38 protein-coding genes are annotated in these 23,066 nt (G+C 46.0%); all 38 read left to right on the top strand.

The genetic code is table 11. The features are described 5' to 3' along the window. Window positions 1-94: 94 nt before the first annotated feature. The 38 genes from tuf (at window position 95) to M3661_RS27025 (ending at window position 23,006) form a co-directional block, all read left to right on the top strand. Entirely contained in the window at window positions 95-1,288 is a 1,194-nt protein-coding gene (gene tuf, locus M3661_RS26840) for an elongation factor Tu (RefSeq protein ID WP_021252461.1), read from the top strand. Window positions 1,289-1,531: 243 nt separating this feature from the next. After that, a complete protein-coding gene (locus tag M3661_RS26845) occupies window positions 1,532-2,866 on the top strand; it encodes a globin-coupled sensor protein (RefSeq protein WP_251490019.1) in 1,335 nt (444 codons plus the stop codon). A gap of 134 nt (window positions 2,867-3,000) precedes the next feature. After that, on the top strand, window positions 3,001-4,239 hold the full coding sequence (locus M3661_RS26850) for a hypothetical protein (protein ID WP_251490021.1): 1,239 nt from the start codon (window positions 3,001-3,003) through the stop codon (window positions 4,237-4,239). A gap of 321 nt (window positions 4,240-4,560) precedes the next feature. Continuing rightward, a complete protein-coding gene (gene rpsJ, locus M3661_RS26855) occupies window positions 4,561-4,869 on the top strand; it encodes a 30S ribosomal protein S10 (RefSeq protein ID WP_005544556.1) in 309 nt (102 codons plus the stop codon). Between the two features lie 87 nt (window positions 4,870-4,956). Continuing rightward, entirely contained in the window at window positions 4,957-5,580 is a 624-nt protein-coding gene (rplC, locus tag M3661_RS26860; protein ID WP_021252458.1) for a 50S ribosomal protein L3, read from the top strand. A gap of 25 nt (window positions 5,581-5,605) precedes the next feature. After that, window positions 5,606-6,229, top strand: a complete 624-nt coding sequence (rplD, locus tag M3661_RS26865) for a 50S ribosomal protein L4 (protein WP_251490023.1) — start codon at window positions 5,606-5,608, stop codon at window positions 6,227-6,229. Further along, a complete protein-coding gene (rplW, locus tag M3661_RS26870) occupies window positions 6,229-6,519 on the top strand; it encodes a 50S ribosomal protein L23 (RefSeq protein WP_005544549.1) in 291 nt (96 codons plus the stop codon). Before rplD ends, rplW begins: the two co-directional genes overlap by 1 nt. 31 nt (window positions 6,520-6,550) lie before the next feature. Beyond that, a complete protein-coding gene (rplB, locus tag M3661_RS26875) occupies window positions 6,551-7,381 on the top strand; it encodes a 50S ribosomal protein L2 (protein WP_021252456.1) in 831 nt (276 codons plus the stop codon). A 70-nt stretch (window positions 7,382-7,451) separates the two neighbouring features. After that, window positions 7,452-7,730: a 30S ribosomal protein S19 gene (gene rpsS / locus M3661_RS26880; protein WP_021252455.1), complete on the top strand. Its 279-nt coding sequence runs from the start codon at window positions 7,452-7,454 to the stop codon at window positions 7,728-7,730. A gap of 33 nt (window positions 7,731-7,763) precedes the next feature. Then, a complete protein-coding gene (gene rplV, locus M3661_RS26885) occupies window positions 7,764-8,096 on the top strand; it encodes a 50S ribosomal protein L22 (RefSeq protein ID WP_021252454.1) in 333 nt (110 codons plus the stop codon). 13 nt (window positions 8,097-8,109) lie between these two features. After that, complete coding sequence (gene rpsC / locus M3661_RS26890; RefSeq protein WP_021259841.1) at window positions 8,110-8,775, top strand: 30S ribosomal protein S3; 666 nt, start codon at window positions 8,110-8,112, stop codon at window positions 8,773-8,775. Between the two features lie 2 nt (window positions 8,776-8,777). After that, window positions 8,778-9,212, top strand: a complete 435-nt coding sequence (gene rplP, locus M3661_RS26895; protein ID WP_021252452.1) for a 50S ribosomal protein L16 — start codon at window positions 8,778-8,780, stop codon at window positions 9,210-9,212. Then, window positions 9,202-9,402, top strand: coding sequence for a 50S ribosomal protein L29 (rpmC, locus tag M3661_RS26900; protein ID WP_005544540.1), 201 nt, complete (start codon window positions 9,202-9,204; stop codon window positions 9,400-9,402). Before rplP ends, rpmC begins: the two co-directional genes overlap by 11 nt. Before the next feature lie 63 nt (window positions 9,403-9,465). Further along, a complete protein-coding gene (gene rpsQ / locus M3661_RS26905) occupies window positions 9,466-9,732 on the top strand; it encodes a 30S ribosomal protein S17 (RefSeq protein ID WP_005544539.1) in 267 nt (88 codons plus the stop codon). Window positions 9,733-9,767: 35 nt separating this feature from the next. After that, entirely contained in the window at window positions 9,768-10,136 is a 369-nt protein-coding gene (gene rplN / locus M3661_RS26910) for a 50S ribosomal protein L14 (RefSeq protein WP_021252451.1), read from the top strand. 39 nt (window positions 10,137-10,175) lie between these two features. Continuing rightward, window positions 10,176-10,526, top strand: coding sequence for a 50S ribosomal protein L24 (gene rplX, locus M3661_RS26915; protein ID WP_005544537.1), 351 nt, complete (start codon window positions 10,176-10,178; stop codon window positions 10,524-10,526). A gap of 27 nt (window positions 10,527-10,553) precedes the next feature. Further along, window positions 10,554-11,096, top strand: a complete 543-nt coding sequence (gene rplE, locus M3661_RS26920; RefSeq protein WP_021252449.1) for a 50S ribosomal protein L5 — start codon at window positions 10,554-10,556, stop codon at window positions 11,094-11,096. 90 nt (window positions 11,097-11,186) lie between these two features. Then, window positions 11,187-11,372 carry a type Z 30S ribosomal protein S14 gene (locus tag M3661_RS26925; protein WP_005544535.1) on the top strand — a complete coding sequence of 62 codons (186 nt, stop codon included), beginning with the start codon at window positions 11,187-11,189 and terminating at the stop codon, window positions 11,370-11,372. Between the two features lie 32 nt (window positions 11,373-11,404). Next, window positions 11,405-11,803 (top strand): 30S ribosomal protein S8, encoded by a 399-nt coding sequence (gene rpsH, locus M3661_RS26930; protein WP_005544534.1) that lies wholly within the window; start codon window positions 11,405-11,407, stop codon window positions 11,801-11,803. A gap of 31 nt (window positions 11,804-11,834) precedes the next feature. Next, window positions 11,835-12,377, top strand: a complete 543-nt coding sequence (gene rplF, locus M3661_RS26935) for a 50S ribosomal protein L6 (RefSeq protein WP_021252448.1) — start codon at window positions 11,835-11,837, stop codon at window positions 12,375-12,377. Window positions 12,378-12,441: 64 nt separating this feature from the next. Then, complete coding sequence (gene rplR / locus M3661_RS26940) at window positions 12,442-12,810, top strand: 50S ribosomal protein L18 (protein WP_021252447.1); 369 nt, start codon at window positions 12,442-12,444, stop codon at window positions 12,808-12,810. Between the two features lie 25 nt (window positions 12,811-12,835). Beyond that, window positions 12,836-13,333, top strand: a complete 498-nt coding sequence (gene rpsE / locus M3661_RS26945; protein ID WP_021252446.1) for a 30S ribosomal protein S5 — start codon at window positions 12,836-12,838, stop codon at window positions 13,331-13,333. Between the two features lie 13 nt (window positions 13,334-13,346). Next, window positions 13,347-13,532, top strand: coding sequence for a 50S ribosomal protein L30 (gene rpmD, locus M3661_RS26950; RefSeq protein WP_005544529.1), 186 nt, complete (start codon window positions 13,347-13,349; stop codon window positions 13,530-13,532). 94 nt (window positions 13,533-13,626) lie between these two features. Further along, the gene (gene rplO / locus M3661_RS26955) at window positions 13,627-14,067 is read left to right on the top strand and encodes a 50S ribosomal protein L15 (protein ID WP_021252445.1); all 441 of its coding nucleotides are present in this window, start codon (window positions 13,627-13,629) and stop codon (window positions 14,065-14,067) included. Next, window positions 14,067-15,365 (top strand): preprotein translocase subunit SecY, encoded by a 1,299-nt coding sequence (gene secY / locus M3661_RS26960; RefSeq protein WP_065291715.1) that lies wholly within the window; start codon window positions 14,067-14,069, stop codon window positions 15,363-15,365. Before rplO ends, secY begins: the two co-directional genes overlap by 1 nt. 142 nt (window positions 15,366-15,507) lie before the next feature. After that, window positions 15,508-16,152, top strand: coding sequence for an adenylate kinase (locus tag M3661_RS26965; protein WP_021252443.1), 645 nt, complete (start codon window positions 15,508-15,510; stop codon window positions 16,150-16,152). Between the two features lie 3 nt (window positions 16,153-16,155). Next, complete coding sequence (map, locus tag M3661_RS26970; protein ID WP_021252442.1) at window positions 16,156-16,908, top strand: type I methionyl aminopeptidase; 753 nt, start codon at window positions 16,156-16,158, stop codon at window positions 16,906-16,908. 9 nt (window positions 16,909-16,917) lie between these two features. Beyond that, complete coding sequence (locus M3661_RS26975; RefSeq protein ID WP_021252441.1) at window positions 16,918-17,229, top strand: KOW domain-containing RNA-binding protein; 312 nt, start codon at window positions 16,918-16,920, stop codon at window positions 17,227-17,229. Window positions 17,230-17,231: 2 nt separating this feature from the next. Further along, window positions 17,232-17,447: a translation initiation factor IF-1 gene (gene infA, locus M3661_RS26980; RefSeq protein WP_005544522.1), complete on the top strand. Its 216-nt coding sequence runs from the start codon at window positions 17,232-17,234 to the stop codon at window positions 17,445-17,447. A gap of 101 nt (window positions 17,448-17,548) precedes the next feature. Beyond that, the gene (gene rpmJ, locus M3661_RS26985; protein WP_003333770.1) at window positions 17,549-17,662 is read left to right on the top strand and encodes a 50S ribosomal protein L36; all 114 of its coding nucleotides are present in this window, start codon (window positions 17,549-17,551) and stop codon (window positions 17,660-17,662) included. A gap of 20 nt (window positions 17,663-17,682) precedes the next feature. Next, window positions 17,683-18,051 carry a 30S ribosomal protein S13 gene (gene rpsM / locus M3661_RS26990; RefSeq protein WP_005544507.1) on the top strand — a complete coding sequence of 123 codons (369 nt, stop codon included), beginning with the start codon at window positions 17,683-17,685 and terminating at the stop codon, window positions 18,049-18,051. A gap of 19 nt (window positions 18,052-18,070) precedes the next feature. Further along, window positions 18,071-18,466, top strand: a complete 396-nt coding sequence (rpsK, locus tag M3661_RS26995; protein ID WP_021252440.1) for a 30S ribosomal protein S11 — start codon at window positions 18,071-18,073, stop codon at window positions 18,464-18,466. A 138-nt stretch (window positions 18,467-18,604) separates the two neighbouring features. Then, the gene (locus M3661_RS27000; RefSeq protein WP_021252439.1) at window positions 18,605-19,549 is read left to right on the top strand and encodes a DNA-directed RNA polymerase subunit alpha; all 945 of its coding nucleotides are present in this window, start codon (window positions 18,605-18,607) and stop codon (window positions 19,547-19,549) included. A 33-nt stretch (window positions 19,550-19,582) separates the two neighbouring features. Further along, window positions 19,583-19,948 carry a 50S ribosomal protein L17 gene (rplQ, locus tag M3661_RS27005; protein ID WP_021252438.1) on the top strand — a complete coding sequence of 122 codons (366 nt, stop codon included), beginning with the start codon at window positions 19,583-19,585 and terminating at the stop codon, window positions 19,946-19,948. A gap of 272 nt (window positions 19,949-20,220) precedes the next feature. Continuing rightward, entirely contained in the window at window positions 20,221-21,021 is an 801-nt protein-coding gene (gene truA / locus M3661_RS27010; protein WP_065291713.1) for a tRNA pseudouridine(38-40) synthase TruA, read from the top strand. A gap of 181 nt (window positions 21,022-21,202) precedes the next feature. Beyond that, on the top strand, window positions 21,203-21,640 hold the full coding sequence (rplM, locus tag M3661_RS27015) for a 50S ribosomal protein L13 (protein ID WP_005544500.1): 438 nt from the start codon (window positions 21,203-21,205) through the stop codon (window positions 21,638-21,640). Between the two features lie 22 nt (window positions 21,641-21,662). Then, on the top strand, window positions 21,663-22,055 hold the full coding sequence (rpsI, locus tag M3661_RS27020; RefSeq protein ID WP_005544499.1) for a 30S ribosomal protein S9: 393 nt from the start codon (window positions 21,663-21,665) through the stop codon (window positions 22,053-22,055). Between the two features lie 258 nt (window positions 22,056-22,313). After that, window positions 22,314-23,006 (top strand): phosphoadenylyl-sulfate reductase, encoded by a 693-nt coding sequence (locus tag M3661_RS27025; protein WP_065291712.1) that lies wholly within the window; start codon window positions 22,314-22,316, stop codon window positions 23,004-23,006. Window positions 23,007-23,066 lie beyond the last annotated feature (60 nt).

The following is a 23,066-nucleotide window of genomic DNA, read 5'->3' on the forward strand; positions in this document are numbered from 1 at the left end:
ATTCATTTGCTATCGGCTGAGCGCATGACTTGTCATGTGTCTCGGCTGCTTATAACATATATCTATTCCACTTATTGAAGGAGGACTAGTTCAAATGGCAAAGGCTAAGTTTGAACGTACGAAACCGCACGTTAATATCGGTACAATTGGTCACGTTGACCATGGTAAAACAACTTTGACAGCGGCTATCACAACAGTTCTGTCTAAAAAATATGGTAACGGTGCAGCTGTAGCATTCGATCAAATCGATAAAGCTCCAGAAGAGCGCGAGCGCGGTATCACAATCTCCACGTCCCACGTAGAGTATGAGTCCGCTAACCGTCACTATGCACACGTTGACTGCCCAGGTCACGCCGACTATGTTAAAAACATGATCACTGGTGCTGCTCAAATGGATGGCGCGATTCTCGTAGTATCCGCAGCTGACGGCCCAATGCCACAAACACGCGAGCACATCTTGTTGTCTCGCCAAGTAGGCGTACCTTACATCGTCGTATTCATGAACAAATGCGACATGGTTGAAGACGAAGAGTTGTTGGAATTGGTTGAAATGGAAATTCGCGATTTGCTTAGCGAATACGAATTCCCTGGCGATGACACTCCAGTTATCCGCGGTTCCGCTCGTGAAGCTCTTCAAAACCCAGACGGAGAATGGGCTGACAAAATCGTTGAATTGTTCACACAAATCGACGAGTACATCCCAACTCCAGAACGTGACACTGACAAGCCATTCTTGATGCCAGTCGAGGACGTATTCTCCATCACTGGTCGTGGTACAGTTGCTACTGGCCGTGTAGAGCGTGGTACTGTTAAAGTCGGCGACGAGATCGAAATCGTTGGTATCCAAGAAGAGACTCGTAAGTCCGTAGTAACAGGCGTTGAAATGTTCCGTAAACTTTTGGATTCCGCTCAAGCTGGTGACAACATCGGTGCGTTGCTTCGTGGTGTAGACCGCAGCAACATCGAGCGTGGTCAAGTATTGGTTAAGCCAGGTTCGGTTAAACCACATACTGAGTTCACTGCTCAAGTTTACGTTTTGACTAAAGAAGAAGGTGGCCGTCATAAGCCATTCTTCACAGGCTACCGTCCACAGTTCTACTTCCGTACAACGGACGTAACTGGTATCATCAACTTGCCAGAAGGTACTGAAATGGTTATGCCTGGTGACAACATCACAGTTACTGTACAATTGATCGCTCCAATCGCGATCGAAGAAGGTACACGCTTCGCGATCCGCGAAGGTGGCCGTACAGTAGGTGCTGGTGCGGTTGCAACTATCATTAAATAATGATAGTACCGACAATAGTCGGTAATAAGAGCCCCTTATCCTTACGGATAAGGGGCTTTTTGCTTTACAAAAAACTCAGTTTTTGTTCAATATTCTTTCAAGAAGTCCCTTTCAGATCACTGTACATGATTTCTGTTATAGCGCTATAATATGTAACAATATAAGCTTACATATAGGTATGTAGAGCTAGTGATATAGGGATTTAGGCCGATAAGTGAGGCGCAGGAAGGAAGAGCGACTGAAATGAGCAAAAAGCTATTAGGATGGGCAGGAAAGTGGAATAAGCAACAAGCTTTGGATAGAATTGCAGCAATATCCGAAGAAGATAAATTAATGGTGCATGGTATGATTCATTTATCCACAACTCATCCTATACATAAACAGATCGAAGTGATCGGATTGACAACAGAAGACTTAACCTTACTGCGTCAGCTCAAGCCATATTTATTGCCGCACATGAAATCATTAACGGAGGCATTTTATTCGGTTATTTTGAGTATAGAGCATTTAAAGCAACTCATAACAAAACATAGTACAATCGAACGATTGCAGTTAACGCTCGAGCGTCATATCGAAGAAATGTTTGATGGAAAGATAAATGAGGAATTTGTAGGGAAACGAATTCGGATTGCAGACGTTCATCGCCATATCGGTCTCGAAACGAAATGGTACATGGCAGCTTTTCAGAATATGCAGAACCGGCTTCTTGATCTGATTGCAGCGGAGATCCGCAATGCAGAAGATCGAATGAAGGCGATCTTGGCTGTGAATAAAATATTGAACTTGGAACAACAGCTTGTCCTTGAGGCATATGAAGAACGAAACCGATTAGAACGAGAAGAACAATATCAACAGGTCAAGAATGAACTGAAGGGGAGTATCGCACAACTTAGTAATCAACTTGAACTGTTAACTACGGAAACAAAGCATACAATTGAACAACTGGTCGAACGAGGCAAGAGTGTAAAAAATATCATTGAACATACAGCTTCTACTGTACGGCATGCTCAACTAGAGGCAGATGAGGGGGAGCGAATGATGCGTACGTATATCGAGCGTATTCAGGACATTGACCACAACGCTTTGCTGATGAAGGGGCATGTTGATCAGTTGAAGGACACGTCTGCTCAGATCAGGACAATTGTTAGTGCTGTAAAGGAAATTGCAGGTCAAACGAAACTGCTGTCGCTTAATGCATCTATTGAAGCAGCGCGTGCAGGTGAACATGGTGCAGGCTTTGCCGTGGTAGCCAAAGAAGTGAACAAGCTGGCTGATCATACAAAGGATACCGTAGCTCATATTGAAGAACTCGTCGGCAATTCGAATTTGGCAACGAATGCAGTTGTATATAATATTGAAGTTGTGAAGTCGAGTGTAGGAACAGTTCGGGGACAAGCAGATGCTGCCGGAAACGCGTTCCAGCAAATTGTTGATCATGTTGAGCACAGTACATCGAATATGGAGCATATCCAAGGAGAGATGAGCGATTTGCTGCAAATGATCAGTCATATCCATGAGGCGACAGCTGAAGTTGCGGCATCTGCAGAGCAGCTCAATCGAACGACGAAGCATTTATAATATGTACATGACAGTGGGAAAGTAAACCATAATGGAAAAGACTAGCGGAATCGGCTAGTCTTTTTCTACGTTTTGGAAAGCTAGCGTGTTAAGATAACGGACGTGACATGTATATAGAGAATAGGGGGAGAAACATGAAAAAGTGGATAAAGCCTATCGTATTAGCGGCAATCGCATGTAGCATGCTGCTTGCTCCAGTGGTCTGTACTGTAATGGCAAGATCGAATTTTATATCAGAAGGTTATGTTCTCGGTGAAACAGTTGCAGAACAGATGAAAGCTACGATTAATGGAAAATCAATACCGGGATATACTTTCCGCAATGCATTCTGGGTACCTGTAAAGCATTTGACTCAATATGGCTTCGATGTAGCAATCAACGGCAATTCTACTCCAATACGAATTACGCGGAATGTTAGCAAAGAAGTAAAAGGTGTTACTGACCTGCAGTCAAATAAACAAACGCAAGTTAAATTCACACAGAGAGATGTGTATGTAGGCAACCGGAAGCTTACTTCTTATCAGATCGATAATACAACAGTTATTCGCTTAAGTGATTTGGCTATGTTCGGCGGGATCACTTGGGAGGCCAAGAGCAAGACGATTCAATTGAAGCTTGGGAACTTTGATTATCAAAATAAGATGAATGTATGGCTGACAGACGACAAGGTATACAACCGAACCGGCCATAAGCTAAATGAGGTAGGATTAAAACATTACTACTTTGAAAAAGGCGTTCTCAAGAACGAAGTGGAGACATTATCTTATGTTAGCGAAAGCGCGGAGATTTTAGGGAATAAAGATACAGATAATAAAAGGCTAATTATAGGATACGTTGGAACTGTACTTAATTATATAGAAACGCAAGATTATGAAAAGATCGTCAATCCATATGTGCAGCAAGATATCGAGTACTATAAAAGCGATACACGAGCAGACGATATTTTGTTTCAACTGCAAAATGAGGATAAAGTGCTCAAAAAAGAATACTCAAAGAAATTGAAAGTGTTCAAGAGCAATTTAAAAAATGAACTGATTAAAAATAACTACCGGCCATTAAAAGTTATCGGTACGTTGGTAAAATATGATTCCATTGGAACCCCAGAAGTGAGTATTGAAGTTTGGAACTTAACTGAAAAGCGCATTATTGCATTTGAAACGACCATTACAGGTTATGATGGTTATGATCGTGTTGTTCGCAATAGTATATCAGGGGAGTCTACCTTTAAAGGGATTGCCCAAGACTTTGTACTGGATTCGGGAGAGAGCGGCGTGCTTACCTGGGATATGTATTTCCACGATAACACGATTAAAATTAATCCGAAGATTACTTCTGTTCGCTTCTCAGACGGTACAGTATGGAGAGCGAAGTAATTCAGGCAGCATACGGAGGCTGGAACAACATCCAGAACCTTCAACTTTTATTATATATATAAACTGTGATAGACTCTAACAAGTGCCTAATAGAATCGATTTATGTAGTGTCCTGGCTGTCTGCAAGCATCGTCAAAAAGAGTTACGAAAAAAACTTGCAATAGTCGGGACATTTATATATAATAGTGAATGTTGTTCGTCGACGTTGCGATGAAGTGAGAGGTTACCGACACACCCGGCCCCTTTGCCATGGCGATGTGTTAGGAAAATTTTCACGGAGTATGTCCGATGCAAAATTGGGCGATAAAAGGAGGGACTAAAATGGCAAAGCAAAAAATTCGTATCCGCTTGAAAGCATACGATCACAGAATTCTTGACCAATCCGCTGAGAAAATCGTTGAAACGGCTAAACGTTCCGGTGCTGGAGTATCCGGTCCAATCCCGTTGCCAACGGAGAAGCAAATCATTACGATTCTTCGTGCGGTGCACAAGTATAAGGATTCCCGCGAGCAGTTCGAAATGCGCACTCATAAGCGCCTTATCGACATCGTGAATCCAACGCCGCAAACGGTGGACGCGCTGATGCGCTTGGACTTGCCGTCCGGTGTAGATATCGAAATCAAATTGTAAGACAGTTGAAACGGTTATCCACATGTGGATAGCGAAGCCGTTTCTACTTTATTATGAACGGACTAAGGAAAGAAAAGAGGTGTCAACATGAAAGGTATCTTAGGTAAAAAGCTCGGCATGACTCAAGTATTTACCGCTGAAGGTAATGTACTGCCGGTAACTGTTATCGAAGCTGGCCCTTGCGTCGTTCTTCAAAAGAAAGACGTTGAGAACGATGGCTACGAAGCTATTCAAATCGGCTACGCTGATAAGAAAGAAAAGCGTGCTACGAAACCAGAAATCGGTCACGCGAAAAAAGCTAACGCAACACCTAAGCGCTACGTTAAGGAACTTCGTGGTGTGGATCTTTCTCAATATGAAGTTGGCCAAGAATTGAAGGCTGATTTGTTCGCTGAGGGAGAATTCGTTGACGTTACAGGTATCTCGAAAGGTAAAGGCTTTGCCGGCGTAATTAAGCGTTGGGGACAAAGCACGGGTCCTATGTCTCACGGTTCCCGTTACCATCGTGGACCAGGTTCCATGGGTTCCATTCAAGCGAACCGCGTACCGAAAGGCAAACGCCTTCCAGGTCATATGGGTACTGACACAGTAACAATTCAAAATCTTGAAGTTGTTAAAGTGGATGCAGAACGCAATGTTATCCTCGTTAAAGGTTCTATTCCAGGACCTAAAAACAGCTTCGTTAACGTTAAATCTGCAATTAAAAAGTAATTGGTGAGGAAAGGAGGAGCACATTATGCCTAAAGTAGCAGTTTACAACATGAGCGGTGCGCAAGTTGGTGAGATCGAATTAGCCGACAGCGTATTCGGCATTGAACCAAACAAACACGTACTTCATGATGCAGTTGTGATGCAGCTTGCATCTATGCGTCAAGGTACTCATAAAGTTAAAGGCCGTTCCGAAGTTCGCGGCGGCGGTCGTAAACCATGGAAACAAAAAGGCACAGGTCGTGCGCGTCAAGGTTCCATTCGTTCGCCACAATGGGTTGGCGGCGGTACAGTATTTGGACCGACACCACGTAGCTATGCTTTCAAGCTTCCTAAGAAAGTTCGTCGTTTGGCGATTAAATCCGCATTGTCTTCGAAAGTGTTGGCAGAGCAAATTATCGTAATCGATAGCCTTGCTTTGAACACGCCGAAAACGAAGGAATTCGCGGCAGTATTGAACAACCTAAAAGTGGATCGCAAAGCGCTTGTCGTGCTTCCTGAGTACAACGACAACGTAGCACTTTCCGCTCGCAACATTCCTTCTGTGAAGCTTGTTGCAGCTGATGGTGTTAACGTATATGATGTTCTTCGCCATGAGAAGCTCATCATCACGAAGGATGCGGTTCAGAAGGTAGAGGAGGTGTTCGCATAATGAAAGACCCTCGCGATATCATTAAGCGTCCGGTTATTACTGAGCGTACAGCAGACATGATGAATGACTTGAAATACGTATTCGAAGTTGATATGCGTGCTAACAAGACTGAAATCAAATTGGCTGTAGAGCAAATCTTCAAAGTGAAGGTAGCGAACGTGAACACGCTTCGTATGCCTGCTAAGCCAAAACGCTATGGCCGTCACTCCGGCTACACTTCCGAATGGAAGAAAGCGTTCGTCACTTTGGCAAAAGACAGCAAGCCACTCGAGTTCTTCGAGACGGTTTAATATAGACTTCTGAAGTAAGGAGGGAAAACAAGTGCCTATCAAAAAGTACAAACCGACATCCCCGGCTCGTCGTAATATGAGCGTGTCCACGTTCGAAGAAATTACAACGAATGTACCGGAGAAATCGTTGCTGGCGCCTTTGAGCAAAACTGCTGGCCGCAACAACCAAGGTAAAATTACGGTTCGTCACCACGGTGGTGGACACAAACGTAAATACCGTATCATCGATTTCAAACGTAACAAGGATGGCATTCCAGGCCGCGTTGCTACAATCGAGTACGATCCAAACCGTACTTCCAACATTGCGTTGATCAACTATGCTGATGGTGAAAAGCGTTATATCATCGCTCCTAAAGGATTGAAAGTAGGCGACGTTATCGAGTCCGGTACCGGCGCAGACATCAAAATCGGTAACGCATTGCCAATGGAAAACATTCCAGTAGGTACAGTTATCCACAACATCGAATTGCAACCAGGCAAGGGTGGTCAGTTGGTTCGCGCCGCTGGTACGGAAGCTCAATTGCTTGGTAAAGAAGAAAAGTACGTAACAGTACGTTTGTCTTCTGGCGAAGTTCGTAAATTGTTGAAAGTGTGCCGTGCTACAATCGGTTCCGTAGGTAACGGTGACCATGAGCTTATCAAAATCGGTAAAGCAGGCCGTAACCGCTGGTTGGGCAAACGTCCAGTCGTTCGTGGTGTGGTAATGAACCCGGTTGATCACCCTCACGGTGGTGGTGAAGGTAAAGCTCCAATCGGTCGTAAGTCTCCTATGTCTCCATGGGGCAAACCGACACTTGGTTACAAAACGCGTAAAAAAGGTAAACATTCCGATAAATATATCGTTCGTCGTCGCACGAAATAATATGTTTCCATTTGATTGCGCAGCAGCGTAATCACAAACGAATCAGTTCTGTCGAAGGGAGGATTCATATATGGGTCGCAGTTTGAAAAAAGGACCATTCGTTGATGGTCACCTGATGAAGAAAGTTGAAGGATTGAACGATACAAGTAAGAAAGTTGTTATCAAGACTTGGTCCCGTCGTTCTACAATTTTCCCTCAATTTATCGGTCATACGTTCGGGGTATATGACGGACGTAAACATGTACCAGTATACGTAACGGAAGATATGGTTGGGCATAAGCTTGGCGAATTCGCACCAACACGTACGTACAAAGGTCATGACGATGACAGAAAAACAGGCAAACGCTAATTATTGATATAGCATTCGAGGGGAGGTACTTCCATGCAAGCAAAAGCACATGCGAATAACATTCGCATCGCCCCACGCAAGGTTAAGCTGGTTATTGACTTGATCCGCGGTAAACAAGTGGGCGAAGCAATCGCAATTTTGCGCCACACGCCGAAGTCAGCTTCGCCAGTGGTTGAAAAATTGTTGAACTCTGCAATTGCCAATGCAGAACACAACCATCAAATGGACGTTAATAGTCTCGTTATTTCGGAAGTCTTCGTAAACCAAGGACCAACGATGAAACGTTTCCGTCCACGCGCTATGGGACGTGCGAGCCGCATTAACAAAAGAACAAGCCACATCACGCTTGTAGTATCTGAAAAATAAGGAGGGACAACGTGTGGGTCAAAAGGTAAATCCAGTCGGACTTCGAGTGGGCGTTATCCGCGATTGGGAATCCAAGTGGTATGCCGAAAAAGATTTCGGTACATTGCTCATCGAAGACGTGAAGATTCGTGAATTCCTTAAGAATAAATTGAAAGAATCCGCCGTATCCCGCATTGAGATTGAACGTGCAGCTAACCGCGTGAACGTTACAATCCACACTGCGAAACCGGGTATGGTAATCGGTAAGGGCGGTTCCGAAGTTGAAGCACTTCGTCGTGAAGTAACGAAAATTGCTAACGGCAAAAAAGTACACATCAATATTTCGGAAATCAAAACTCCAGATTTGGACGCAACTCTCGTTGCAGAGAGCATTGCACAACAACTGGAACGCCGCGTTTCTTTCCGCCGCGCTTTGAAACAATCAATTCAACGTTCCATGCGCTCTGGTGCGAAAGGGATTAAGACACAAGTTAGCGGTCGTTTGGGCGGTGCTGAAATCGCTCGTACAGAAGGTTACAGCGAAGGGACAGTGCCACTTCATACGCTTCGCGCCGACATCGACTACGGCACAGCTGAAGCTCATACAACTTACGGCCGTATCGGCGTAAAAGTATGGATTTATCGTGGAGAGGTACTTCCTACGGCTAAGAAAAAGGCTGTTGAGGAAGGAGGCAACTAATCATGTTGGTACCTAAACGTGTAAAACACCGGAAGCAGCAAAAAGGACGCATGAAGGGTCAAGCTAAAGGTGGCACGACAGTTCACTTCGGTGAATACGGGTTGCAAGCATTGGAGCCTACATGGATTACGAATCGTCAAATCGAGGCTGCTCGTATTGCGATGACTCGTTACATCAAACGTGGCGGTAAAGTATGGATTAAAATTTTCCCAGATAAACCAGTAACGGCTAAGCCGCTTGAGGTTCGTATGGGTAGCGGTAAAGGTAACGTTGAGAAGTGGGTTGCTGTAGTTAAGCCTGGTAAAGTAATGTTCGAACTTTCCGGTGTACCTGAAGAGGTAGCTCGCGAAGCTATGCGCCTTGCTGCTCACAAACTGCCTATCAAGACTAAGTTTGTGAAACGTGAAGAAATGGGTGGTGAAGCAAATGAAAGCTAGTGAATTCCGCAACTTGACCACTGCCGAAATCGAACAAAAGATTGCCGGATTCAAGGAAGAACTTTTCAACCTCCGTTTCCAATTGGCTACCGGACAGCTTGACAACCCAACTCGCATTCGTGACGTGCGTAAAGCGATTGCTCGTGCACATACGATTCTGCGTGAAAGAGAACTTGGTATTACTAGCTAATACACCAAGATGTCAGTTTCGGAAAAATAGACATCCTGTATCCAGGAAGGAGGCAGAACACTAATGAGTGAAGTACGTAACGCTCGTAAAGTGCAAATTGGTAAAGTTGTCAGCGATAAAATGGACAAAACAATCGTAGTAGCGGTTGAGACATACAAAAAGCATGATTTGTATCACAAACGCATCAAATACACGAAGAAGTTCAAAGCGCATGACGAAAATAACGAAGCCAAAATTGGCGATACTGTAAAAATCATGGAGACGCGTCCGTTGTCGAAAGACAAGCGCTGGAGACTCGTTGAAATCGTTGAGAAAGCAGTTATCGTTTAATGAACGGATAGTTTCACCGAAAGGAGGACATTCGAATGATTCAAGCATTTTCACGTTTAAATGTAGCAGACAACTCTGGTGCGAAAGAACTGATGTGTATTCGCGTGTTGGGCGGTACTGGCCGTAAATCAGCTCACATCGGTGACTTGATCGTATGCTCTGTCAAACAAGCAACACCAGGCGGCGTTGTCAAAAAGGGTGACGTAGTCAAAGCGGTTATCGTTCGTACGAAGCGTTCTGTACGCCGTAAAGACGGTTCTTACATCGCATTTGACGAAAACGCAGCGGTTATCGTGAAAGAAGATAAGGGCCCACGTGGGACTCGTATTTTCGGACCTGTCGCTCGCGAGCTTCGCGAAAAAGACTTCATGAAAATCGTTTCCCTGGCACCGGAAGTTATCTAATCAGCTTGCCCGCCAGGCAAGACTCAGGAGGTGTGACACATGCCACGATTGAAAAAAATTCTCGAGTCGCATAACAACAAATTGCACGTGAAAAAAGATGACACTGTCATCGTAATCACGGGTAAAGATAAAGGCAAAAAAGGCCGTGTTATTGCAGCATTCCCTCGTGAAAACCGCGTTATTGTGGAAGGCGTAAACATGGTGAAGAAGCATCAGAAGCCTAACGCTAAGAACCCACAAGGCGGTATCGTTGAGCAAGAAGCAGCAATTCATGCATCTAACGTTATGCACGTGGATCCAAAGTCGGGTAAAGTAACGCGCATCGGTTACAAAGTGGAAAACGGTAAAAAAGTGCGCGTAGCTAAACGCTCCGGCGAAATTATCGACTAATCGCTTCGGAAAGGAGGTCCATTCTACATGGCAGCTCGTTTGAAAGAACGTTATTTAAACGAAATTACTCCTGCGCTAGTGCAGAAGTTCAACTATACATCAGTAATGCAAGCACCAAAAGTGGAGAAAGTCGTCATCAACATTGGTATGGGTGAGGCTGTTCAAAACTCCAAAGTTTTGGATGCTGCAGTAGCTGAATTGCAACTAATCGCTGGTCAAAAGCCAGTAATCACTCGCGCGAAGAAGTCTATCGCAGGCTTTAAACTTCGTGAGGGAATGCCGATTGGTGTGAAAGTCACATTGCGTGGTGAGCGCATGTATCACTTCTTGGACAAATTGTTCAATGTCACGCTTCCTCGTGTCCGCGATTTCCGCGGTATCTCGAATAAAGCGTTTGACGGCCGCGGCAACTACACACTCGGTTTGAAGGAGCAAATTATCTTCCCTGAAATCGAGTATGATAAAATTGACAAGGTTCGTGGTATGGATATCGTCATCGTTACAACAGCGAAGACGGACGAAGAATCCCGCGAATTGTTGACGCAACTCGGCATGCCTTTCACGAAGTAATTCGTTTTAAAGGTCGGTTACGTTTGAGATACGGACTGAGCAATCAGTTCTGAATCCATCGACACAAATCTCTAGGAGGTGTCAACTCACGTGGCAAAAACTTCGATGAAAATCAAGCAACAACGCAAACCGAAGTTTGAAGTACGGGCATATACGCGCTGTGAGCGCTGCGGACGTCCGCATTCCGTATTACGTAAGTTCAAAATTTGCCGGATTTGTTTCCGCGAATTGGCATATAAAGGCCAGATTCCTGGCGTTAAAAAAGCAAGCTGGTAATCAACCCTGTTGCGGGAAGGAGGTTTACACTAATGGTTATGTCCGATCCGATTGCAGATATGCTTACACGCATTCGCAATGCTAATACAGTGCGTCATGAAACGGTGGAAATGCCTGCTTCTACTATGAAGAAGCAAATCGCAGAAATCTTGAAGCGTGAAGGCTTTATCCGTGACGCTGAATATATCGATGACAACAAACAAGGGATCATTCGCGTGTTCCTGAAGTACGGTGCAAACAACGAGCGTGTTATCACAGGCTTGAAGCGCATCAGTAAACCAGGACTGCGCGTGTACACGAAGGCTAATGAGGTTCCTCGCGTACTCGGTGGTCTCGGTATCGCAATCATCTCGACGTCCAAGGGCGTCATGACTGACAAAGAAGCTCGCCAGTCCAAATCCGGCGGCGAGGTAATCTGCTACGTTTGGTAAACCATTCGCATAAGATTGGAGGTGCAACAACATGTCCCGTATTGGTCGCAAACCAATTGAGGTACCAGGTGGCGTAACTGTCACTTTGGAAAACCACGTTATTACAGTAAAAGGACCGAAAGGAACTTTGACTCGTGAACTTCACAAAGACATGAAAGTGTCTGTAGAAGAGAACGTCATTTCCGTAGAACGTCCTTCTGAAAATAAACTTCATCGTTCGTTGCACGGTACAACACGCAGCGTAATCAACAACATGGTTAGCGGAGTAACTGATGGTTTCTCCAAAACCCTTGAGTTGGTCGGTGTAGGTTACCGTGCAAACAAATCCGGCGACAAGCTTGTCTTGAACGTTGGTTACTCCCATCCGGTTGAAATTACACCGGAAGCTGGTATTGAATTCGAAGTGCCTGCTCAAACGAAAATCATCGTTAAAGGCATTGATAAAGAGCGCGTTGGTGCTTATGCAGCGAACATTCGTGCAGTACGTGAGCCAGAACCTTACAAAGGTAAAGGTATCAAGTACGAAGGCGAACGCATCATTCGTAAAGAAGGTAAAGCAGGCAAGAAGAAGTAAGATCTTGCCTAGCTCACTTACCTTAGCAGCTTAATGGTTAAACTGAAGGGAGTGAAACAATCCGATGATTACCAAAGGCGATAAGAACAAAGCTCGGTTGAAAAGACACCTGCGTGTCCGTAAAAAAATCGAAGGTACAACGGAACGTCCTCGCTTGAACGTATTCCGTTCTTCTAAACATATTTACGCTCAACTTATCGATGACGTGAAAGGCGTAACAGTCGCTTCCGCTTCGACTATGGACAAAGAGCTTCGTGAAGATATCAAAAATGGTGGTAACGTAGAATCCGCTCGCAAAGTTGGCGAATTGATCGCAAAACGTGCAAAAGAGCAAGGATACGAGACAATCGTATTCGATCGTGGCGGTTACTTGTACCATGGACGTATTCAAGCTTTGGCTGACGCAGCACGCGAAGCTGGTCTTGAATTCTAATTTTTAATCGAAGGAGGTAAACGACTTGCGAGTTGATCCAAACACGTTAGAACTTTCTGAAAAAGTTGTTCAAATTAACCGCGTTGCTAAAGTTGTTAAAGGCGGACGTCGCTTTAGCTTTAGCGCTCTCGTGGTTGTCGGCGATGGCAAGGGCTGGGTTGGCGCTGGAATCGGTAAAGCATCCGAAGTACCAGACGCAATCCGCAAAGGTATCGAAGACGCTAAGAAAAACCTGATTCATGTTCCGTTTGTTAACACGACAATCCCTCACCAAGTAATTGGTCAGTTCGGCGCTGGTAAAGTTCTTTTGAAGCCAGCATCCGAAGGTACTGGGGTTATCGCAGGCGGTCCTGTTCGTGCCGTTCTTGAGTTGGCTGGTGTAGGCGATATCTTGACGAAATCGCTTGGTTCCTCTAACTCCATGAACATGGTTAACGCTACATTGGAAGGTTTGTCTCGTTTGAAGACAGCTGAACAAGTAGCTAAATTGCGCGGTAAAACCGTTGAAGAACTGTTAGGTTAAGGAGGGGACGAAGATGGCGAAATTGCAAATTACCCTCGTTCGCAGTCTGATCGGTCGCCCGGAAACTCATCGCCAAACGGTGAATACTTTGGGTTTGCGCAAGTTGAATCAGACGGTTGTTCATAACGACAACGTTGCGATCCGCGGAATGGTAAACCAAGTTAAACACTTGGTTGAAGTCAAAGAGATCGAAGCGTAAGGGTAAAACCATACGACTTCTGTAATCAGTTATAGATTACATGATACAATACAAAAGATTAGAGTCATAAATATTAAAGGAGGTGCGACGAACGATGAAGTTGAATGAACTTTCTCCGGCACCTGGTTCCCGCCAAACACGTAACCGTGTAGGCCGTGGTATCGCGACAGGAAACGGTAAAACATCTGGCCGTGGTCACAAGGGTCAAAATTCCCGTTCCGGCGGTGGTGTTCGTCCGGGCTTCGAAGGTGGACAAAACCCACTTTACCGTCGTCTGCCAAAACGCGGCTTTGTAAATCCAACTCGTAAAGAGTATGCGGTAGTTAACGTAACGGATTTGAACCGTTTTGAGGCTGGTACGGAAGTAACTCCGGAATTGTTGATGGAACAAGGCATCGTGAACAACCCAATGAGCGGAATCAAAGTATTGGGCAATGGCGATTTGTCCGTCAAATTGACGGTCAAAGCTAACAAGTTCTCTCAATCTGCGGTAGAGAAGATCGAGGCTGCCGGCGGTAAATCCGAGGTGATCTAATGTTCAAGACCGTATCGAATATATGGCGAGTCGAGGACTTGAGACGTAAGATTTTGTTTACGCTCATGGTTCTGATCGTTTATCGCGTCGGGTCCTTTATACCGGTTCCCGGCGTCGATACGTCGGTCTTTGCTACAGCAAGCCAAAACACGGACTTGTTCAGCATGCTGAACACTTTCTCTGGTGGTGCGCTGTTTAAATTCTCTATCTTTGCTCTAGGAATTATGCCGTACATTACGGCCTCGATCATCGTACAGCTTCTGTCGATGGACGTTATTCCGAAATTTACACAATGGGCAAAAGAAGGAGAAGTCGGCAAACGTAAGCTTTCCCAAATTACGCGCTACGGCACAGTAGTATTGGGATTGATTCAAGCTTTCGGTACGGCGATTGGGTTTAATCGCATGTACGGTGCGCAGCTGGTTCCAGGTGCAACATATGCGGATTATATCCTAATCGCGATTGTCTTGACTGCTGGTACGGCGTTCTTGATGTGGATCGGTGAACAAATCACGGAAAAGGGTATCGGCAACGGTATTTCGATTCTGATCTTCGCAGGTATCGTCGCAGCTATCCCGATTCATATTGGGGAAATTTATCGTAGTCAATTTGCCGATGCAAGCGGACAATTGTTCCTCAACATCGTCAAAATGATCGTTATCGTATTGGTTATCGTGCTGATTGTGATCGGTGTTATCTACATCCAGCAAGGGAACCGTAAAATCCCGGTACAATACGCTAAACGTGTTGTGGGTAACAAAATGTATGGTGGACAGAACACACACATTCCGCTTAAAGTAAATGGTGCAGGCGTTATTCCGGTCATCTTTGCATCTTCGCTCTTGATGTTCCCGGCTACAATTGCACAATTCTGGGCGGATAAGCCGTGGGCTCGCTGGATCATTGAACATATGGGATTGAACAAGCCGCTGGGCATGTTCTTATACGTTCTTCTGATTATCGGGTTTACGTTCTTCTACACGTTCGTACAGTTGAATCCACAACAAATGGCAGATCAAATGAAAAAGAATGGCGGATATATCCCAGGAATTCGTCCGGGGAAAGCAACAGCAACGTACTTGACTCGAGTTATGTCTCGTATCACACTTGCAGGTGCTATCTTCCTCGCTGGCGTATCCATCTTGCCAGTGTTCTTCGGAGCACTAGCTGGATTGCCGCAATCTGTTCAAATTGGCGGTACTTCGATTCTGATCGTTGTCGGCGTTGCGCTTGACACAATGAAGCAAATCGAAAGCCAGTTGATCAAACGTCATTACAAAGGTTTCATTAATAAATAGGCAATAGGTTCCGGTGAGACCATCTAGGCTCATTGGCACCTATTGTGCTGTTCTTGTAGAGCAGAGGCTTAACGAATGGCATCGAAGCACCCCACTTCCGACGAAGTTAAGCCTGTGCTTACCATAAAGGGAGTGACATTCGATGAACATTCTATTCATGGGGCCTCCTGGGGCAGGAAAAGGAACACAGGCCGAGCGCATCGTAGAACAATTCGGCGTTCCTCATATCTCGACAGGAGACGCATTCCGCAAAGCAATTGGAGAAGGCACTCCTATCGGATTGAAGGCTAAAGAGTACATTGATCAGGGTCTGCTCGTTCCAGATGACGTGACGGTAGGCATCGTGCGAGAGCGCCTTGCACAACCTGATTGCGAGAAAGGGTTCCTTCTGGATGGTTTCCCGCGCACATTGGCGCAAGCTGAAGCGTTGAATAGCATCTTGGTAGAACTGAATCGCAGTCTTGATCATGTCATCAACCTGAGCGTTGACCGCGATTTACTGCTGGCGCGTCTTACAGGACGACGCATTTGCAAGTCTTGCGGCGCGACGTACCATGTCATCTACAACCCGCCTAAACAAGAGGGCGTTTGTGATAAGTGTCAAGGCGAGCTGTACCAACGTTCGGATGATTCCGAAGAGAAAGTCGGCACACGTCTTGATGAGTACATCAACAAAACGGCACCTTTGCTCGCATACTATGAGGACAAAGGCTTGTTGCGTCAGGTTGACGGGGAGAAGGAAATTGATACGGTCACGTCAGAAATCGTATCTTTACTGCGGGGTTAAACCATGATCATTTGTAAGTCCGAAGTGGAGTTAGGCTTCATGAGGGAAGCTGGGCGAATTGTTGCGGAAACGCATCGTCTTTTAGCGAAAACGATTGAGCCAGGGATTACCACTCTCGAGCTTGATTCGATCGCGGAATCGTTTATTCGCAGCCAAGGAGCAACACCTTCTTTCAAGGGCTACAACGGTTTTTCCGGCAGCATTTGCGCGTCAGTGAACGAAGAACTGGTTCACGGCATTCCCGGAAAGCGCAAGTTAAACGAAGGCGACATCATCAGCATCGACATCGGTGCGGAATACCGCGGATATCACGGTGACTCTGCCTGGACATATGGGGTTGGGAAGATAACGGAGGCAGCTCAGCAGCTGCTTGACGTAACGGAGCAATCACTTTATGCTGGCTTAGCGCTGGTTAAACCGGATGTACGGTTGTACACGATATCGCACGCGATTCAACGCGTGATCGAGGATGCAGGTTTTTCCGTTGTACGGGAATATGTCGGACACGGAATCGGTGCGGAGCTTCATGAAGAGCCGCAAATTCCGAACTACGGCATTCCGGACCGCGGACCACGCTTGAAACCGGGCATGGCGCTCGCGATTGAGCCGATGGTCATTGCCGGTGGGCGTCACGTCAAAACGCTCACTGACAACTGGACGGTCGTGACGGTGGACAGTTCATGGTGTGCTCATTTCGAGCATACGGTGGCTGTAACGCCGGACGGATGCGAAATTTTGACGAAGCTGGTTGAGTAGGTGAGAGGCATGAATGAATATTCCACTCCGCGTCTCGGCCAATTCGTCAAGGTTCTTCAGGGTCGTGATGAAAGCAAATATGCGGTTATCATTGATATTGAGGAGTCGCGCTACGTCAAGATAGCGGACGGAGACAAACGAAAGTTTGATCAACCAAAGCGTAAAAACTTGCTTCATCTCGAATTGCAACCTGCAATTAGCCATGAAGTTGTCCATAGTTTACACGAAAGCGGACGGGTAACGAACAGCAAGCTTCGTTATGTTATAGCGAAGTATGCTGAACAACAAGCCGCTGCACATGCTGATGAGAAAGGAGAATGACGTTGGCCAAGGAAGATGTAATTGAAGTTGAAGGTGTTGTAATTGAACCGTTGCCGAATGCAACGTTCCGTGTTGAGCTGGAGAATGGTCACCAAATTCTTGCCCACGTTTCCGGAAAGCTGCGGATGCATTTCATCCGTATCCTGACGGGGGACAAAGTGGTCGTTCAACTGTCGCCATACGATTTGAGTAAAGGTCGCATCACATATCGGAAGTAGTGCTCGGATCGTTCCGAGTCGCGCTTGCATGAACTTGCAGGCCGTTCACGCGTCAGGAAGACGGTTTGACGTGCTACTTGAGAAACTGGGAGGTATTCAGCATGAAGGTAAGACCTTCTGTTAAGCCCATTTGCGAGAAATGCAAAGTCATTCGTCGCAAAGGCAACGTTATGGTAATCTGTGAAAATCCGAAACACAAACAAAAACAAGGATAATAGAAGGGGGTGTAGCGTAAATGGCTCGTATAGCTGGTGTAGACTTGCCACGGGATAAACGCGTTGAGATCGCCTTGACATACATTTTTGGTATTGGTAAAACAACTTCTAAAAAGGTAATTGCTGAGGCTGGCGTTAACCCTGATACTCGCGTTCGCGATTTGACGGAAGATGAGGTAAACAAAATTCGTGAGCTGATTGACAAAACGGTTAAGGTTGAAGGTGACCTTCGTCGTGAGATTTCTCTGAACTTGAAGCGTTTGGTTGAAATCGGATGCTATCGTGGTATCCGTCATCGCCGTGGATTGCCTGTTCGTGGACAACGCACGAAAACAAATGCTCGTACACGTAAAGGCCCTCGTCGTACTGTAGCGAACAAGAAGAAGTAATAAGGGGGGATAAGTAGCAATGGCAAAACCAAAAAAAGTCGTACGTACTAAACGTCGTGACCGTAAAAATATTGAGACTGGTGTGGCTCATATCCGTTCCACGTTCAACAACACGATCGTGACAATCACGGATCCACACGGCAACGCAATTTCTTGGGCTAGCTCCGGCGGTTTGGGCTATAAAGGCTCCCGTAAATCTACGCCATTCGCAGCTCAAATGGCTGCTGAATCCGCAGCAAAAGCTGCTATGGAACATGGCATGAAGACGGTAGAAGTTATGGTTAAAGGCCCAGGCGCAGGTCGTGAAGCTGCCATCCGTTCTCTGCAAGCTGCAGGTTTGGAAGTTAGCATGATCAAAGACGTAACGCCAATCCCGCACAACGGCTGCCGCCCACCAAAACGTCGTCGCGTATAATGACGGCAACACCGATGCGTGTAGTATTAAGCTAGCGCCTGTTGGGAAGAATGGTTGTTTAGGCATACTGCATGAATCGACCGACCGTAGGTGTTTGACGTTAATGAACGCCAGCGACGTTTTAAGGAGGGTTATATAGTGATTGAGATCGAAAAGCCGAAGATTGAAACCGTGGAAGTCAATGAGGAAGGCACATACGGCAAATTTGTCGTAGAACCTTTAGAGCGTGGATACGGTACGACGCTGGGTAACTCCCTGCGCCGTATTCTCCTCTCCTCGTTGCCCGGTGCAGCAGTGACGTCCGTTCAAATCGACGGTGTCTTGCACGAGTTCTCGACAATTCCAGGAGTCTATGAAGACGTAACTGAGATTATCTTGAACTTGAAGGCCTTGTCGCTGAAAATCCACTCTGATGAAGAGAAAATTCTCGAAATCGATGCGGAAGGCGAAGGGGTAGTAACGGCTGGCGATATTCGAGCGGATAGTGATGTGGAAATTTTGAACCCGGATCTCCGCATTGCGACATTATCACAAGGTTCCAGACTCCATATGCGCATCTATGCGAATCGTGGACGTGGTTACGTACAAGCAGATCGCAACAAACGGGAAGATCAGCCTATCGGCGTAATTCCAGTTGATTCGATCTACACACCAATCTCGCGTGTAAACTACACAGTAGAGAACACTCGTGTTGGTCAAGTAACGAACTACGACAAGCTGATGCTTGAAGTATGGAGTGACGGAAGCATTCGACCGGAAGAAGCGGTTAGCCTCGGCGCGAAGATCCTTACAGAGCATCTGATGCTCTTCGTTGGACTGACTGACGAAGCGAAAGACGCGGAAATCATGGTTGAAAAAGAGGAAGATAAGAAAGAGAAAGTTCTTGAGATGACTATCGAAGAGCTGGATCTCTCCGTTCGTTCCTATAACTGCTTGAAACGTGCCGGCATCAATACGGTTCAAGAGCTGATTACGAAAACTGAAGAAGATATGATGAAGGTTCGCAACTTGGGCCGCAAATCTTTGGAAGAAGTTCAAGAGAAGCTCGAAGAACTCGGATTGGGCTTACGCATGGAAGACTAAACGGGACTTGGCAAAGAAGGAGGGGAAATAGCAATGGCATACCAAAAGTTGGGTCGTGACTCTAGCGCGCGTAAAGCTTTGTTCCGCGACATGGTTACTGACTTGTTCTTATATGAGCGCATCCAAACAACTGAAGCGAAAGCGAAAGAAGTTCGTTCCATCGCTGAGAAGTTGATCACGTTGGCGAAACGCGGTGACTTGCATGCTCGCCGTCAGGTGGCAGCATTCGTTCGTCGCGAAACGTTGAACGGTGAACAAGATGCAATCCAAAAGCTGTTCTCGGAGCTTGCACCACGTTACGCAGAGCGTCCAGGTGGCTACACACGTATCATGAAACTGGGACCACGCCGTGGCGACTCCGCGCCTATGGTTTATTTGGAACTGGTTGACCGCGTGTAATTGCGGTTGCAGAATACGTTCAATACGTCGTGTAACAGCGTCGTAAAAAGAAGGCTCCCATGAGGAGCTTTTCTTTTTAACTGTGTTAGGATTGGAGCCAACTTCTGTTGGCTTCCTGTCTTGACTCTTGCAATGATTCCACTTATGAATTTATGTGCTATATATTTCATGTGGTGAATGAATGCGAGAATACGCAATGCAGCGGCTGTCTTTATGCGAATAGAGATAGTGGCGACTGCCTGTTCACAGAGCAGTGAATGAAAGGAGTCTTCATGCGTAACGTAGGAATGCTTGTAAGTTACGATGGAACAGCTTACAGCGGTTTTCAGATACAGCCGAATGAAGACACGATACAGGGTCGTATTGAGCAAGCTATCAAGATGCTGACGAATGAATCCATAAGCATTCATGCTTCGGGTCGGACAGATGCAGGGGTGCATGCTTACGGCCAAGTATTTCACTTCATGACCGAATCGGCGATTCCGATTGACCGGTGGACGATTGCGATCAATTCGCGTTTGCCGGATGACATTGTCATCCGTGAGACGTGGGAGGCGCCATTGTCATTCCATTCTCGTTACTCGTCGAAGCGGAAGACATACCGCTACTCCATCATTGCAGAGCGGAAGCCGGATGTATTCCGGAGGTTAACCGAGTTCTTTTACCCGAAGCCTCTGGATGTCCGTGCAATGCAAGAAGCCATTACTCATATAGTAGGGGAACATGACTTTACTTCGTTTACTTCTCCGAAGTCGACGAAGGTGAGTAATGTCCGTACGATCTATGACGCCCACATCGAATATGAACCGAGCGTAACGGGGGAAGAAGGCCGCGGTCGCATTCATATCGTAGTGACAGGCAATGGTTTCTTATACAATATGGTTCGCATCATTGCAGGCACACTGATACGGGTGGGCCAGGGTAAGCTTGCACCGCATGACATCCCACGCATCTTGGAAGCGAAGAATCGACAAGTGGCAGGTCCATTGGCGGTTCCGCATGGATTGATGCTGTGGAGCGTGGAATACGGTGGCGAAGAGCGACTTGAGTCCATAAACAACGTATCCGAGTGAATCGAAATATTTTCTTGCAATATGCCCTAATCTATTGTAAAATAACATTTGTGTTTCTTTAGGCTTTCCCACAGCCCCCCAAAGAAATCACACTGCAGATTGCAGTTCATGAATGAAAATCAACGATTGAATGAATATACACAAGCTAGACAGGAACGAATGTTATTAAGGAGGATATTTCATGCGTACCACTTACATGGCGAAGCCAGCTGACGTTGAGCGCAAATGGTTCATTATCGACGCTGAAGGCAAGACACTTGGCCGCTTGGCGAGCGAAGCAGCTGCACTTATTCGCGGCAAACACAAACCAACTTTCACGCCACATGTTGACGGCGGTGATTTCGTTGTTATCATCAACGCTGAGAAAATCGTGTTGACAGGTAAGAAATTGACTGACAAGAAATACTATCGTCACTCCCACTATCCAGGCGGTTTGAAAGTGACATCTGCACAAGAAATGTTGAACAACAAGCCAGAGCGTATGATCGAACTTGCTGTTCAAGGGATGTTGCCTAAGACTCGCATGGGTAACAAAATGAAGCTTCGCGTTAAAGCATATGCAGGCGCTGAGCATCCACATCAAGCACAACAACCTGAAGTTTACGAACTTCGCGGATAATAAATAAAGGGAGGACAGTTTCATGGCACAAGTACAATACTATGGGACAGGTCGTCGTAAGCATTCCGTAGCGCGTGTTCGCCTTGTACCAGGCGAAGGCCGCATCGTGATCAACAAACGTGACCTTAATGAATACTTTGGTTTGGAAACATTGAAGCTTATCGTGAAGCAACCATTGAACCTTACAGAAACACTCGGTAAATACGACGTGTTGGTATTGGCTCATGGCGGCGGTATCTCCGGTCAAGCAGGCGCAATCCGTCACGGCATTTCCCGTGCATTGCTCAAGGCTGACCCTGAGCTTCGTCCAGCTTTGAAAAAAGCAGGATTCTTGACTCGCGACCCTCGTATGAAAGAGCGTAAGAAATACGGTCTTAAAGCAGCTCGTCGCGCACCTCAGTTCTCCAAACGTTAAGATTGGATTACCGAACATACAGCCCTTTCTTGGCCCTTGGCCAAGGAGGGCTTTTTTGTATGTTAAGAGCTGCTCTGGAATCTGTATACACTCCACTTTTCCCGCACCTAGGACATTTAGCCGGAATAGGCTGTAATCATATGTCTATCTCTTTGTAAATTTCGAATTGACAAAGCAAAGAAACGATCTATAATTATTAATTATACAAAACATACCAAAATACTAGGAATAAAAGGTGAGTATGTGGAGGATGCGAAAATGAATTTATTGGAGAAAGAGGCTCTTGTACATGAGAAGGCGGAGCAATATGAGCAGTCCAATCCGGAAGAGGTAATCGCTTGGGCTGTTAAGGCGTTCCCGAATATTACGTTCGCTTGTAGCTTTGGTGCGGAGGATGTTGTGCTTGTAGACATGCTGCAGCGGATCAGTCCTTCGACCGATATTTTTTACTTGGATACGGATTTTCATTTTCAAGAGACATACGAGACAAGAGATCGCATTACGGAGCGTTACAGTTTAAACTTTGTACGCGTCACCCCGCAACTTACCCCTGAAGAGCAATCCGAGACATACGGTGATGAATTGTGGCTTAGTAATCCCAACCAATGCTGCAATCTGCGTAAAGTCGAACCACTCACTGGCATTCTGAGCAAATATGATGCATGGATTACCGGTATTCGAAGAGATCAAGCCCCAACACGAGCCAATACACGAAAAGTAGAATACGACTCGAAATTCGGCCTCATCAAATTCAATCCATTAGCTGCTTGGACATCAGAAGATGTATGGAACTATATCCGCACTAACGATATCATTTATAACCCCCTACATGACCAAGGATATCCCAGTATAGGATGCTCCTATTGTACGCGCGCCGTTCAAGCAGGTGAAGATCCAAGGGCTGGACGTTGGTCAGGATCAGCGAAAATAGAATGTGGGCTTCACAAGTAATAAGTGCGTGGGTACCATTTGATTTGCTAATAAAGAATGGTACTATTTCCACATGCAGAG

It is taken from the genome of Paenibacillus sp. MER 180, from assembly GCF_023713665.1.
GTDB lineage: Bacteria > Bacillota > Bacilli > Paenibacillales > Paenibacillaceae > Paenibacillus_B > Paenibacillus_B suaedae.